At 65.1% G+C, this 12,927-nt stretch carries 13 protein-coding genes; 4 read left to right on the top strand and 9 right to left on the bottom strand.

What is annotated here, in order from left to right; genetic code table 11:
• Window positions 1-7: 7 nt before the first annotated feature.
• From mreD to H3H37_RS03930, 3 genes are all read right to left on the bottom strand, one after another.
• Window positions 8-520 (bottom strand): rod shape-determining protein MreD, encoded by a 513-nt coding sequence (mreD, locus tag H3H37_RS03940; protein WP_182160351.1) that lies wholly within the window; start codon window positions 518-520, stop codon window positions 8-10.
• Window positions 517-1,611, bottom strand: coding sequence for a rod shape-determining protein MreC (gene mreC, locus H3H37_RS03935; protein WP_182160350.1), 1,095 nt, complete (start codon window positions 1,609-1,611; stop codon window positions 517-519). The genes mreD and mreC overlap by 4 nt, the downstream gene beginning before the upstream one ends.
• A 93-nt stretch (window positions 1,612-1,704) precedes the next feature.
• Entirely contained in the window at window positions 1,705-2,748 is a 1,044-nt protein-coding gene (locus tag H3H37_RS03930; protein ID WP_008445008.1) for a rod shape-determining protein, read from the bottom strand.
• Window positions 2,749-3,049: 301 nt separating this feature from the next.
• Between H3H37_RS03930 and gatC the strand changes: the two genes are divergently transcribed.
• From gatC to gatB, 3 genes are all read left to right on the top strand, one after another.
• Window positions 3,050-3,352: an Asp-tRNA(Asn)/Glu-tRNA(Gln) amidotransferase subunit GatC gene (gatC, locus tag H3H37_RS03925; protein ID WP_182160349.1), complete on the top strand. Its 303-nt coding sequence runs from the start codon at window positions 3,050-3,052 to the stop codon at window positions 3,350-3,352.
• 133 nt (window positions 3,353-3,485) lie between these two features.
• On the top strand, window positions 3,486-4,970 hold the full coding sequence (gene gatA, locus H3H37_RS03920) for an Asp-tRNA(Asn)/Glu-tRNA(Gln) amidotransferase subunit GatA (protein WP_182160348.1): 1,485 nt from the start codon (window positions 3,486-3,488) through the stop codon (window positions 4,968-4,970).
• Between the two features lie 18 nt (window positions 4,971-4,988).
• A complete protein-coding gene (gene gatB, locus H3H37_RS03915; RefSeq protein ID WP_311197398.1) occupies window positions 4,989-6,467 on the top strand; it encodes an Asp-tRNA(Asn)/Glu-tRNA(Gln) amidotransferase subunit GatB in 1,479 nt (492 codons plus the stop codon).
• 89 nt (window positions 6,468-6,556) lie between these two features.
• On the opposite strand, the gene H3H37_RS03910 is transcribed toward gatB, so the two are convergent.
• The 6 genes from H3H37_RS03910 to pyrE all read right to left on the bottom strand — a co-directional run bounded on the left by H3H37_RS03910 (window position 6,557) and on the right by pyrE (window position 11,993).
• Window positions 6,557-7,096: a PadR family transcriptional regulator gene (locus H3H37_RS03910; protein WP_182160346.1), complete on the bottom strand. Its 540-nt coding sequence runs from the start codon at window positions 7,094-7,096 to the stop codon at window positions 6,557-6,559.
• Between the two features lie 72 nt (window positions 7,097-7,168).
• Window positions 7,169-7,603: a nuclear transport factor 2 family protein gene (locus tag H3H37_RS03905; protein WP_182160345.1), complete on the bottom strand. Its 435-nt coding sequence runs from the start codon at window positions 7,601-7,603 to the stop codon at window positions 7,169-7,171.
• Between the two features lie 72 nt (window positions 7,604-7,675).
• A complete protein-coding gene (locus H3H37_RS03900; protein WP_182160344.1) occupies window positions 7,676-9,697 on the bottom strand; it encodes an NADPH-dependent 2,4-dienoyl-CoA reductase in 2,022 nt (673 codons plus the stop codon).
• A 185-nt stretch (window positions 9,698-9,882) separates the two neighbouring features.
• Window positions 9,883-10,743 (bottom strand): alpha/beta fold hydrolase, encoded by an 861-nt coding sequence (locus H3H37_RS03895; RefSeq protein ID WP_182160343.1) that lies wholly within the window; start codon window positions 10,741-10,743, stop codon window positions 9,883-9,885.
• A 75-nt stretch (window positions 10,744-10,818) separates the two neighbouring features.
• Window positions 10,819-11,199 (bottom strand): DUF4279 domain-containing protein, encoded by a 381-nt coding sequence (locus H3H37_RS03890; RefSeq protein WP_229218649.1) that lies wholly within the window; start codon window positions 11,197-11,199, stop codon window positions 10,819-10,821.
• 107 nt (window positions 11,200-11,306) lie between these two features.
• A complete protein-coding gene (gene pyrE / locus H3H37_RS03885; RefSeq protein WP_182160342.1) occupies window positions 11,307-11,993 on the bottom strand; it encodes an orotate phosphoribosyltransferase in 687 nt (228 codons plus the stop codon).
• A gap of 156 nt (window positions 11,994-12,149) precedes the next feature.
• Between pyrE and H3H37_RS03880 the strand changes: the two genes are divergently transcribed.
• Complete coding sequence (locus H3H37_RS03880) at window positions 12,150-12,920, top strand: exodeoxyribonuclease III (RefSeq protein WP_182160341.1); 771 nt, start codon at window positions 12,150-12,152, stop codon at window positions 12,918-12,920.
• Window positions 12,921-12,927 lie beyond the last annotated feature (7 nt).

The raw sequence follows: 12,927 nt of genomic DNA, 5'->3' as shown, positions 1-12,927 counted from the left end.
TGGGGAATCAGATCGGCCGCGTGTGATCGCGGTCGACGGCGCGCCGCTGGGGCGCCAGCAGCAGCCATGTGGCCAGCGGCCACAGGGCGACGGCCACCGCGCTTTCCAGGAAATAGAACCAGCCGGGGAATTTACCGGACACCATGAAGCGTATGCCCAGTTGCACCGACTGCGCCATCAGCAGCAGCGGGAACACGTGCATGGCCTGCGTCATCAGCGGGAACCACAGCACGCGCCGGTGAAGCATGATGGCGAAATAGGACAGCAGCGTGTAGGCCAGCGCATTCTCGCCCAGCAGCGTGGAATCGTGCACATCCATCAGCAGGCCGAGGAAGAAGGCGGTGCCGATGCCCACCTTGCGCGGCTGATGCACACCCCAGAACACCAGCACCAGCGCCACGAAGTCGGGCGTGCCGATGAAATTCCCCCAGGGCAGAAGGTTGAGCAGGAAGGCGCAGAACAGGCTGAACGCGATGAACAGCGGGCTGACGGGCAGCAGGATATAGTGGGGACGGCTCACTGCGCGGCCTCCTTCGGTTTGGGCTGGGCTGGCGCGGCGGCCGGCGTGGCGGCGGGTGCTGCGGCCTTGGTCGCGGCCGGCGCGGCGGGCTTGGTCGCGGCCGGCACGGCGGCACCAGGGATGGTCGCTGGTGCGGCGCCCGCCGGGGTGGCGCCCGGCGTTGCCCCCACGATCGCGCCCGTCTCCTTGACGGGCCCCATCTTGCCCACGTGTTTCTTCGGCTGACGCACTTCCTCCTCCGGTGGCCGGGGCGGCATGTCCGGTGGCGTCATCAGGATCAGCAACTGGGTATGGTTGGAAATGCCGGCCAGCGGCTGGCAGACGACGCCGCCGAACGAACCGCCGGCGCTGTTTTCCACCTGCGTCACGCGGGCCACGGCCAGGCCGGCCGGGTACACACCGTCGAGGCCGGATGTGACCACCACATCGTTGACCTGGATATCGGCGTTGGGCGCAGTGAAGCGCAGTTCCAGCATGCCGGACTTGCCGCGGCCATAGGCCACGCTGCGCAAGCCGGTGCGCAGCAGTTCAACGGGGATCGCTTGTTCCTTGTCGGTCAGCAGCGTGACCTCGGCGGTGAACGGGAACACGCGCGTGACCTGGCCAACCACACCCATGTTGTCGATCACGGGCAGGCCGAGCGAGACGCCTTGCTGGGTGCCCCGGTCCAGCACGATCTTGCGGCTATTGGGGTCGCGCGCATCGTACAGCACCTCGGCCAGCATGGACTTGACGGGCAGGCGCTGGCGCGCATCCATCAACTTGCGCAACTGGGTGTTCTCGGCGGACTGGAACTGGGCCTGCTGCAAGGCCTGGGCGCTGGCGATCTGCTGGCGTTTGAGTTCGCGCACCTGCTTTTCCAGCGACGACAAGGTGGAGAAATAATCGCCCACGCCGTAGATGGCGTCGCGCGGCAGCAAGGCCGCCATTTGCAGCGGATACAGCACGGTGCCGGCCACCTGGCGCACCGTGGCCAGGGTATGCATGCGCGAATCGACCAGCAGCAGCGCGATCGAAATGCACGCGAACACCGTCATCTTGACGCGGGCCGGGGCGCCTTGTTTGAATAGTGGCGGAGGACTGTATTCCATGACTTCCAATTATCCGGCGCTCGCGCGCCAACCAACTAACGGCCTATGCTCTTTCATCAGCCCGGCGCCACCGGCGGCGCCGGGCCGGGGTCATCATTCGTAGGAGAAGATCGAGCCCAGTTGGTCCATCCGCTCCAGCGCCATGCCGGAACCGCGCACCACGCAGGTGAGCGGATCTTCGGCCACCAGCACGGGCAGGCCCGTCTCTTCCATCAGCAGGCGGTCCAGGTCGCGCAGCAGCGCGCCGCCGCCGGTCAGCATCATGCCTTTTTCGGCGATGTCGGCGCCCAGTTCCGGCGGGGTCTGTTCCAGCGCGTTCTTGACGGCCGAGACGATGTTGTTGAGCGGGTCGGTCAGCGCTTCCAGGATCTCGTTGGACGAGATGGTGAACGAACGCGGGATGCCTTCAGACAGGTTGCGGCCCTTGACTTCCATTTCCTTCACTTCCGAGCCGGGGAAGGCCGAACCGATGGCCTTCTTGATGGCTTCAGCCGTCTGTTCGCCGATCAGCATGCCGTAGTTGCGGCGGATGTAGTTGACGATGGCTTCATCGAACTTGTCGCCGCCCACGCGCACGGAACCCTTGTACACCATGCCGCCCAGCGAGATGATGCCCACTTCCGTGGTGCCGCCGCCGATGTCGACCACCATCGAGCCGGTGGCGTCGGACACGGGCAGGCCGGCGCCGATGGCCGCTGCCATCGGTTCCTCGATCAGGTACACCTGCGAGGCGCCGGCGCCCAGCGCCGATTCGCGGATCGCGCGGCGTTCCACCTGGGTCGAGCCGCACGGCACGCAGATGATGATGCGCGGCGATGGCCGGAAGAACTTGGAGTCGTGCACCATGCGGATGAACTGCTTGAGCATCTGTTCGGTGACGGTGAAGTCGGCGATCACGCCATCCTTCATCGGGCGGATCGCCTCGATGTTGCCCGGCACTTTACCCAGCATCTGCTTGGCTTCCTTACCGACAGCCTGGATGGTTTTCTTGCCGTTCGGGCCACCTTCCTGGCGGATGGCGACGACCGATGGTTCGTCCAGGACGATGCCCTGGCCGCGTACATAAATCAGGGTGTTGGCCGTGCCCAAGTCAATGGCCAGATCGGTGGAAATATACCTGCGTAAAAAACCAAACATGAGTATCCTGTGGCGCCTCTACAGTGCGCATAAGCCGTTATAGGGAGTATCGGCGCGCCCGCCCGGGGGGCGCTGCGCGATCAGTTCCGACGCGGCGGCAGCTTCATTCGGCGCCGGCAACGCATCAACCCGCCATTCTACCTTATAATTTGAATGCGATTTGCCGAAAATCCAGTCAAAAGTGTATCCCTTCAGGCCACGAATTAAGCGGCTTTCATGAACTTTTGGCGGCTGATTGCCGTAAATTCCAGATTTTTATCAATAATACAATTAAACGCGCGGCCCGGCCGCGCCTATCGCCATGTCCCTGACCCTATCTGACGTAAAACGCATCGCCCACCTGGCCCAGCTCGAAATGAGCGAAACGCAGTCCGCCACGGCGCTGGGCCAACTGAACGGCATCTTCGCGCTGGCCGAACAGATGCAGGCGGTCGACACCGACGGCGTCGCCCCGCTCAGCCATCCGCTGGCGGCCCACATGCACAATATCGCGCTGCGCCTGCGCGAAGACGTGGCCACCGAACCGAATCGCCGCGACGCCTACCAGGCGGTCGCCCCCAAAACCGAGGACGGCCTCTACCTGGTGCCGAAAGTGATCGAATAAGCGCGCCCCGCCCCACTGCGCACCGAACGCCCGAACCACCGCCGCACCGTCATTCCCGCGCAGGCGGGAATCCATACCAGGCATGGGTCCCCGCCGACGCGCGGACGACGTGCCCTGAATTGACTGAAACGCCATGCACACCAAAACCATTAAAGAGCTGTCCGCCCTGCTGCAAAGCAAAGCGATTTCCGCCACCGACCTGGCCAAGCACTTCCTCGACCGCATCGAAGCGAGCGACCTGAACGCCTTCCTGCACGTGGACCGCGCCCTCACGCTGGCGCAGGCGGCCGAAGCGGATGCCCGCATCGCGGCCGGCACGGCCACGCCGCTGACGGGCGTGCCTATCGCCCACAAGGATATCTTCGTCACCCAGGGCTGGCGCTCGACGGCCGGTTCGAAAATGCTGGCCAATTACGTCAGCCCGTTCAACGCCACCGTGGTGGAAAAACTCAACGCGGCCGGCATGGTCACGCTGGGCAAGCTCAATTGCGACGAATTCGCCATGGGCTCGGCCAATGAGAACTCGGCCTTCGGCGCCGTGAAGAACCCGTGGGACAAGACGGCCGTACCGGGCGGCTCCTCGGGCGGTTCGGCCGCCGCCGTGGCCGCGCGCCTGGCGCCCGGCGTGACCGGCACCGACACGGGCGGCTCGATCCGCCAGCCAGCTTCGTTCTGCGGCATCACCGGTATCAAGCCCACCTACGGCCGCGTGTCGCGCTTCGGCATGATCGCGTTCGCGTCCTCGCTCGACCAGGGCGGCCCGATGGCGCAGACGGCCGAGGATTGCGCGCTACTGCTGTCGGCCATGGCCGGCTTCGACGAGCGCGACTCGACCAGCCTGACGCCGGAACAGGGCGGCGTGGCGGAAGACTTCACGCGCGCGCTGAACCAGCCGCTGACGGGCCTGCGCATCGGCGTGCCCAAGGAATACTTCGGCGAAGGCCTGGCGGCCGACGTCGAGCAGGCCGTGCGCGCCGCGCTGGAACAGTTCGTGAAGCTGGGCGCCACGCTGGTCGACATCTCGCTGCCCAACACGGCGCTGTCGATCCCGGCCTACTACATGATCGCGCCGGCCGAAGCCTCGTCCAACCTGTCGCGCTTTGACGGCGTGCGCTACGGCCACCGCGCCGCCGAGTACAAGGACCTGCAGGACATGTACAAGAAGACCCGCGCCGAAGGCTTCGGCGCCGAGGTCAAGCGCCGCATCATGGTCGGCACCTACGTGCTGTGCCACGGCTACTACGACGCCTACTACCTGAAGGCACAGAAAATCCGCCGCCTGATCGCGCAGGATTTCGAAGCCGTGCTCAATGGCCCCAACGCTGTCTGCGACGTGATCATGGGCCCCGTGGCCCCCACCGTGGCCTGGGACCTGGGCGACAAGTCGGACGATCCGGTGGCCGCCTACCTGGCCGACATCTTCACGCTGTCGACCAGCCTGGCCGGCCTGCCCGGCATGTCCATCCCCTGCGGTTTCGGCCAGGGCGAGAAGAACAGCAAGCGCCCCGTGGGCCTGCAGATCATCGGCAATTACTTCGGCGAGGCCAAGCTGCTGAACGTGGCGCACCAGTTCCAGCAAGCCACCGACTGGCACCTGCGCGCGCCGGCCGGCATCTAAGCCCCCTACAACGAATACATCAGCGAGAACACCAATATGGAATGGGAAGTCGTCATCGGTCTTGAGAACCACGTGCAGCTCACGACCGAATCTAAAATTTTCAGCGGTTCGCCGATCAAGTTCGGCGCCGAACCGAACACCCAGGCCAGCGCCGTCGACCTGGCGCTGCCGGGCGTGCTGCCGGTGATGAACAAGCAGGCCGTGGACCGCGCGATCCGCTTCGGCCTGGCCGTCGGCGCCAAGGTGGCGCCGCAGTCCGTGTTCGCCCGCAAGAACTACTTCTACCCCGACCTGCCCAAGGGCTACCAGATCAGCCAGTTCGAGGACCCCGTGGTGCAAGGCGGCTCGCTCACCTTCGGCTACGAGAAGGATGGCGAATTCGTCACCAAGACCGTCAACCTGACGCGCGCCCACCTGGAGGAAGACGCCGGCAAGTCGCTGCACGAGGACTACCACGGCATGAGCGGCATTGACCTGAACCGCGCCGGCACGCCGCTGCTGGAGATCGTGTCCGAGCCGGAAATCCGCAGCGCCGCCGAAGCGGTGGCCTACGCCAAGGCCCTGCACTCGCTGGTGATGTGGCTCGGCGTGTGCGACGGTAACATGCAAGAAGGCTCGTTCCGCTGCGACGTGAACGTGTCCGTGCGTCCGAAAGGCCAGAAGGAATTCGGCACCCGCTGCGAAATCAAGAACCTGAACTCGTTCCGCTTCATCGAGGAAGCCGTGCACGTGGAAGTGCGCCGCCAGATCGAGCTGATCGAAGACGGCGGCAAGGTGCAGCAGGCCACCCGCCTGTACGACCCGGACCGCAAGGAAACGCGCGAAATGCGCAGCAAGGAAGACGCGCAGGATTACCGCTACTTCCCCGACCCCGACCTGCCGCCACTGATGATTTCGCAGCAGTGGATCGATGAGGTGAAGGCCACCATGCCCGAACTGCCGGGCGCCATGCGCGCGCGCTTCGTGAGCGAATACGCGCTGCCCGACTATGACGCGCTGGTGCTGACCCAATCCAAAGCCATGGCCACCTACTTCGTGGCCGTGGTGGACAAGGCCGGCAAGGAAAACGCCAAGGCTGCCGCCAACTGGCTGATGGGCGACGTGTCGTCCACCCTGAACCGCGAGAACGTGGACATCGCCGACGCGCCGGTATCGGCAGCGCAGCTGGCCGCGATGCTGAAGCGGATCGCCGACGGCACCATCTCCAACAAGGCCGCGAAGGAAGTCTTCGCCGGCATGTGGGAAGCCAAGTCCGCCGACGAAAACCTGGTCGACACGGTGATCGAAGCCAAGGGTCTGAAGCAGATTTCGGACACGGGCGCGCTGGAAGCGATCGTCAACGACGTGCTGGCGGCGAACGCCAAGTCGGTCGAGCAGTACCGCGCCGGCAAGGAAGCGGCCATCAACGCGCTGATCGGCCAGGCCATGAAAGCGTCGCGCGGCAAGGCCAACCCGGCTCAATTGACGGAGCTGCTGAAGGCCAAGCTGGCTGGCTAAACAAGCAAGGCATCACGACATGGCCGGGGAGCGATCCCCGGCCATTTTTTTTGCGGGAACGATGCGAAAAATAGGGTGCCGGTCCGGCCTTACACGGACGGCTTACGCGCCAGCACGGCCAGCGCTTGTTCGGACCACTCAATCCAGAAGGTTTCCATCTTGATGCCGGCAATCAGCACCAGGTGCTGCAATTGCTGCTCGCGGCTTTGTCCATTCGGTGGAAAATCGCGCGCTTCGATCTGCTGGTACAGCGCCAGCTGCTGGCGATGCATGTCCAGCCGGCGGGCGATGTCCTGATCCAGCCCGGTGGGGCCGATCACGGCTTCCGCACGCAGGCGCAGCATCAGTTCATTGCGCATCGGCTTAGGGTCCTGGCTTTCCGCCGTCCAGCGCCGCAGTTCTTCGCGCCCGGACGGCAGCACGCGGTAGGCGCGCTTGCGCCCGCGCCCCGATTCCGGCTCCAGCGACTCCACCCATCCCGCCTGCTCCAGCCGCCCCAGTTCACGGTAGATCTGCTGGTGCGTGGCGTGCCAGAAAAAGCCGATGGATTTGTCGAAACGGCGCGCCAATTCCACGCCGGAGCAAGGGCGCTCCAGCAAGGCCGTGATCAAGGCATGGGGTAAAGACATGGTGTTCGCAGGCGGGGCCCGATGTGGCAAAGACGACATTATCCCATGCCACCCGTCATCGTTGCAGACGGCCTAGCCTTTGAACGCGGGGATCAGGTGGCCGATGCGCTTGCCCATCTCCGCACCCAGCGCCTGCAGGCCGCTCAACGGGCGCACCATCACCTCGAATTCGACGATCTTGCCGTCCTCGTCGAAGCGGATGAAATCGGCGCCCTTGAGCTGCTTGTCGCCCACGCGGGCGCTGAACTCCAGCACCACGCTCAGGCCGTCGCCAGTGGCGAACTGGCGGTGGTAGACAAAGTCCTCGAACACATTGATCACCGTGCCCAGCACCAGCACCACGGCTTGCGCCGACTGGTAGGGCGTGAACGCCAGCGGCGACCGGAACACGGCGTCCGGGTGGACGATGGATGGTAGCGCCGCCAGGTCGCGCCGGTGCAGCATGTCGTGCCAGGTGGCCAGCGACGCCGCCACGGAAGGGTGCAAGGATGCGAGTTGCTCTGTCATGCCGTTCTCCGCCAGTTCAGGGTTGGGCCGGTTGGCCGGGGTTGAATCAAGATCGTGGATCAAGATCGGGGATCAGATCGTGGCCGCCAGACGCACGCCCTGGTCGATGGCGCGCTTGGCGTCCAGTTCCGCCGCCACGTCCGCGCCGCCGATCAGGTGCGCGGCGCAGCCGGCCGCCTGCAACTCGTCGTACAGCTCGCGCAGCGGATTCTGGCCGGCGCACAGGATCACGTTATCGACCGGCAGGACCTTATCCTCGCCGTCCACCGTCACGTGCAGGCCTTCATCGTCGATCTTGCGGTAGCTGACGCCGGAGGCCATGGCCACGCGGCGCGCCTTCAACCCGGTGCGGTGGATCCAGCCGGTGGTCTTGCCCAGGTTGGCGCCCACCTTGCTCTCCTTGCGCTGCAACAGGTAGACCCGGCGCGGCGATGCTTCCACTTCGGCCGCGCGCAGGCCGCCGGCCTCGCGGTAGGCCGTGTCGATGCCCCACTCGGCGTAGAACTTCTCCGGATGCAGGGTGGCGCTCTCGCCGCTGTGGGTCAGGAACTCGGCCACGTCGAAGCCGATGCCGCCGGCGCCGATGATGGCCACGGATTTACCCACGGGCTTACGCTCGCGTAGCACGTCCAGGTAACCCATCACCTTGGGATGGTCCACGCCCTCGATGTCCGGCAGGCGCGGCGTGACGCCGGTGGCCACCACGATCTCGTCGTAGCCGCCCTCTTTCAGCTGCGCCGCCGTGGCGCGCGTGTTCAGCTTGACCTGCACGCCGCGCAGTTCGATCTGCTTGCCGAAGTAGCGCAGCATCTCGTAGAACTCTTCCTTGCCCGGCACCTGCTTGGCCACGTTCAGCTGGCCGCCGATTTCGCCGGCCGCTTCGTACAGTTCCACCGCGTGGCCACGCTCGGCGGCCGCCACGGCGAAGCTCAGGCCCGCGGGGCCGGCGCCCACCACGGCCACGCGCTTGCGCTTGGCCATGGGCTGGAACACCAGTTCCGTCTCGTGGCAGGCGCGCGGGTTGACCAGGCAAGAGGTGATCTTGCCGCTGAAGGTGTGGTCCAGGCAGGCCTGGTTGCAGCCGATGCAGGTGTTGATCTCGTCGGCGCGGCCTTGCTCGGCCTTGACGACGAATTCCGGATCGGCCAGCAGCGGGCGGGCCATCGACACCATGTCGCTATAGCCGTCGGCCAGCACCTGCTCGGCCACTTCCGGCGTGTTGATACGGTTGGTGGCGATCAGCGGGATCTTCACGTGGCCGCGCAGTTGTTTGGTGACCCAGGCGAAGGCCGCGCGCGGCACCTTGGTGGCGATGGTGGGAATGCGCGCCTCGTGCCAGCCGATGCCGGTGTTGATGATGGTGGCGCCGGCCGCTTCCACCGCCTTGGCCAGTGCGATCACTTCGTCCAGCGTGGAGCCGTCTTCCACCAGGTCCAGCATGGACAGGCGGTAGATGATGATGAAGTTGGGGCCCACTTTTTCACGCGTGCGGCGCACGATCTCGACCGGGAAGCGCATGCGCTTCTCGTAGCTGCCGCCCCACTCGTCGTCGCGCATATTGGTGCGGGCCGCGATGAATTCGTTGATCAGATAACCTTCCGAACCCATGATCTCGACGCCGTCGTAGCCGGCCGACTGGGCCAGGCCGGCGCAGCGCACGAAGTCTTCGATGGTCTGCTCGACTTCGTCGGTGGTCAGCTCGTGCGGCTCAAACGCGTTGATCGGCGCCTGCAGCGCGCTGGGCGCCACCAGGCCGGGCTGGTAAGAATAGCGACCGAAGTGCAGGATCTGCATGGCGATCTTGCCGCCGGCCGCGTGCACGGCCGTGGTGACCTGGCGGTGGTGCTCAGCGTCGGCCTCGGTGGTCATCATGGAACCGCCGCGCACGGGGCGGCCGGCCTCGTTGGGCGAAATGCCGCCCGTGACCATCAGGCCCACGCCGCCGCGCGCGCGTTCGGCATAGAACGCCGCCATGCGGGCGAAACCATTGGGCGCTTCTTCCAGGCCCACGTGCATGGAGCCCATCAGCACGCGGTTGCGCAGCGTGGTGAAGCCCAGGTCCAGTGGGGTCAACAGGTGTGGGTATGCGGTCATGCGGGTCTCCGTTTATGCAATCAGTTGCACGATTGTAGGCCGCTTCATTTGTTTACGCAACCAGTTGCATAAATGCTTGTATGAATCCTCTAAACCGCGGATCGCGCCCGCGCGCCGGACCTGCCCAGGCCCAGCGGCCCGAGCCCGGCGGGTCGGACCCGGTAGGTCAGACCCGCAGCCACCCGTCAGGCCGGCAAGCCGTGCGCGCCCATCCATTGCAGGATGGCGGCGAAGATTTGCTCGCGATTGAGTTCGTTGAAGTTCTCGTGGTAATTCTGCGGATAGCGGTGCAGCTCCACCAGTTCCGGCTTGATCGAGCGCAGCATGGCCTCGCCTGCGTCGGCGTCGGCCAGCCGGTCGTCGCCGGCGATCGCGGCGAACAGCGGATAGCGCCAGGCCGGCATGTGTGCCGCCAGCCCGGCCTGCGCCTGGTTCAGCGCATGGCCGAAACGCACCGTCACCTCGGTCGCGCGCACGTTGTCGCGCTCGTCGGCGTGGTGGCGGGCCGTGATGGTGGCGTCGTGGGTCAGCACGTCGGTCAGCGAATCGAGCGGCACTTTCATGCGCGGCAGCAGCGCGGCCAGCACGCCCGACAGCGCCAGCAGCACCGGCGCCACCTTGATCGCGTTGACGTAGTACGGCGAGGACAGGATGAAGCCGTTGACGGCCGGGTCGGCCGGCAAGCGGTGCAGCGCCAGGTGGGTGGCGATCAGCCCCCCCATCGAGTGGCCCATGATGAAGATCGGCAAGCCGGGGTACTGGCGCTTGACCCAGGCCAGCAGCAGTTCGCTTTCATCCAGGAAGACGTGGAAGCCGGGAATGTCGACCCGGCGCGCCATCTCGTGGCCCACCATGTCGTAGCTGACGGTGGCGATGCCGTGGGCGCGGAAGTACAGGGCTGGCGTCACATAGTCGCCCGCATGGGCCATGCCGCCGTGCAGCGCCATGATGACGGCGCGCGGCGCGGCCGGCTCCCAGATGTGGATCTGGCGTTCAGTCTGGCCGCCAACTGGCAGGCGGGCCAGTCTGTCTTCGGAAAATCGCATTGCTACACTCCAGTTATGCTTTTGGCAAAACCGTTAGCTTAACGCAATTTCCCGGGCGCGGGGAGCGCCTGGCCGTCACTGCGTGGCGATACTGAGTGAAATACCCATGTCAACCAACAGCCGCAAGTCCGCCAGCTCGAAATCGAGGCTGGGCACGACGGTTTCGCCATCCGTGTGACTGATGGCGATGCGCAGCTCGGCCGCCACGTCGGAACGCTCGAAGTGGATGCCGCGTGCCGAGCATTCGGCCAGGTAGGAACGGATCTGGCGCAGCAGCACGTCCGGGTCCTGGTGGGTCGCCACGCCCAGGTAGAAGCCGGAATCGATGCGTACGCGGCCATCGGGACGGGGATCGCCCTTGGTCCAGGTATGGTCGGGCTCGGTCGGCAGGCCGTCGCGGATGTCCGCCAGGCCTTCAGCGTCGCCATGCACTTTCAAAGTCGCGATGTTCATCATTCAGCCTTTATTTTCCCGGCCAGGGCCGATCAGCAATACGCTTGGAGACTACGATTGAATGTTACGCCAAAGCAATTTCAAAGTCCACGCAGCGACGCTGCGCGGCATCAAGCGGCGGCAGCCACCCCGTAGCGGGCCCGGTAGGCGGCCACGGCGTCCTTGTACTGCTGCAGCTGGGGATCGGCGCCGGCGCCGTTCAGGTAGCTGAACAGGTCGTCGAGGTTGCCGATCGAGATGACGGGAATGTTATACGTCTGGCTCACTTCCTGCACGGCCGAATTGGCCGACAGTGCGCCATCCTTGCCCGAGCGTTCCATGCGGTCCAGCGCGATCAGCACGGCGCACGGTTCGGCGCCGGCGGCGCGGATCATGTCCACCGATTCGCGCACCGAGGTGCCGGCCGAGATCACGTCGTCGATGATGACGACCTTGCCGTGCAGCTTGGCGCCGACAATGGTGCCCCCTTCGCCGTGGTCCTTGGCTTCCTTGCGGTTGAAGGCGAACGAGGTGTTGCGGCCCTTGCCAGCCAGCGCCACGGCCGTGGCCGAGGCCAGCGTGATGCCCTTGTAGGCGGGACCGAACAGCATGTCGAACTCGACACCCGAGTCGAGCAGGGTCTGGGCGTAGAACTGGGCCAGCTGGGCCAGCGTCGCGCCGTCGTGGAACAGGCCGGCGTTGAAGAAGTACGGCGACTGGCGCCCCGCCTTGGTGGTGAACTCACCGAAGCGCAGCACGCCGGTGGCGACGGAAAACGCGATAAATTCTTGTCGCAAGTTGCTCGTATCGTTGCTCATATAGCCTCATTTTGTAAAAGTGCCTGTATTTTAATCCGCGCGCCCGGTCAGGACAATCAAAGCCGCCCGCCGCCAGCGCGGACGAGGCCGCGCAAAACACGCTACACTGGCGGCTTTTCCATCGGGCACCGCCCGCGACGCCACGCAACGTATCCCATGCCAAAAATAATCTCCGCCAATCTGAACGGTATCCGTTCCGCCGCCTCCAAGGGCTTTTTCACCTGGATGGCCGCGCAGGATGCCGATTTCGTCTGCGTCCAGGAACTCAAGGCGCAGCAAGCCGACATGACGCCTGAATTCCTCAACCCGGGCGGCTACCATGGCCACTTCCACTACGCCGAGAAAAAGGGCTATTCCGGCACCGGCGTCTATAGCAAGATGCAACCGGACCGCGTGCTGATCGGCTTCGGCAGCCCGGAATTCGACGCCGAAGGCCGCTACGTGCGTTGCGATTTCGGCCAGTTGACCATCATTTCCGTCTACTGCCCATCTGGTTCGTCCGGCCCCGAACGCCAGGAAGCGAAATTCCGCTTCATGGACCTGTTCCTGCCGCACCTGGAGGCGCTGCGCGCCGAAGGCCGTGAAGTGGTGATCTGCGGCGACTGGAATATCGCCCACCACGAGATCGACCTGAAGAACTGGAAGGGCAACAAGAAGAATTCCGGTTTCCTGCCCGAGGAACGGGCCTGGATGACCCGCATCTTCGATGAGGTGGGCTACGTGGACGTGCACCGTGGCCTCGACAAGCGCGAGGAACAGTACACGTGGTGGAGCAACCGTGGCCAGGCCTGGGCCAAGAACGTGGGGTGGCGCATCGACTATCACGTAGCCACGCCCGGCATCGCGGCGCAAGCGCGCACGGTGGCCATCTACAAGGATGAGCGCTTCTCCGACCACGCCCCGCTGACCATCGAATACACGGCCTGAGCGGCCG

The sequence above is a fragment of the Rugamonas brunnea genome, assembly GCF_014042345.1.
GTDB classification, from domain to species: domain Bacteria; phylum Pseudomonadota; class Gammaproteobacteria; order Burkholderiales; family Burkholderiaceae_D; genus Rugamonas; species Rugamonas brunnea.
Note: the sequence above shows the minus strand (reverse complement) of the source record. Positions and strands in the feature narration are given on the sequence as shown.

Coding starts and splice junctions, on each gene's coding strand:
- mreC (WP_182160350.1), bottom strand. CDS start 1,611: ATGGAATACAGTCCTCCGCCACTATTCAAACAAGGCGCCCCGGCCCGC.
- H3H37_RS03930 (WP_008445008.1), bottom strand. CDS start 2,748: ATGTTTGGTTTTTTACGCAGGTATATTTCCACCGATCTGGCCATTGAC.
- gatC (WP_182160349.1), top strand. CDS start 3,050: ATGTCCCTGACCCTATCTGACGTAAAACGCATCGCCCACCTGGCCCAG.
- gatA (WP_182160348.1), top strand. CDS start 3,486: ATGCACACCAAAACCATTAAAGAGCTGTCCGCCCTGCTGCAAAGCAAA.
- H3H37_RS03910 (WP_182160346.1), bottom strand. CDS start 7,096: ATGTCTTTACCCCATGCCTTGATCACGGCCTTGCTGGAGCGCCCTTGC.
- H3H37_RS03905 (WP_182160345.1), bottom strand. CDS start 7,603: ATGACAGAGCAACTCGCATCCTTGCACCCTTCCGTGGCGGCGTCGCTG.
- H3H37_RS03900 (WP_182160344.1), bottom strand. CDS start 9,697: ATGACCGCATACCCACACCTGTTGACCCCACTGGACCTGGGCTTCACC.
- H3H37_RS03895 (WP_182160343.1), bottom strand. CDS start 10,743: ATGCGATTTTCCGAAGACAGACTGGCCCGCCTGCCAGTTGGCGGCCAG.
- H3H37_RS03890 (WP_229218649.1), bottom strand. CDS start 11,199: ATGATGAACATCGCGACTTTGAAAGTGCATGGCGACGCTGAAGGCCTG.
- pyrE (WP_182160342.1), bottom strand. CDS start 11,993: ATGAGCAACGATACGAGCAACTTGCGACAAGAATTTATCGCGTTTTCC.
- H3H37_RS03880 (WP_182160341.1), top strand. CDS start 12,150: ATGCCAAAAATAATCTCCGCCAATCTGAACGGTATCCGTTCCGCCGCC.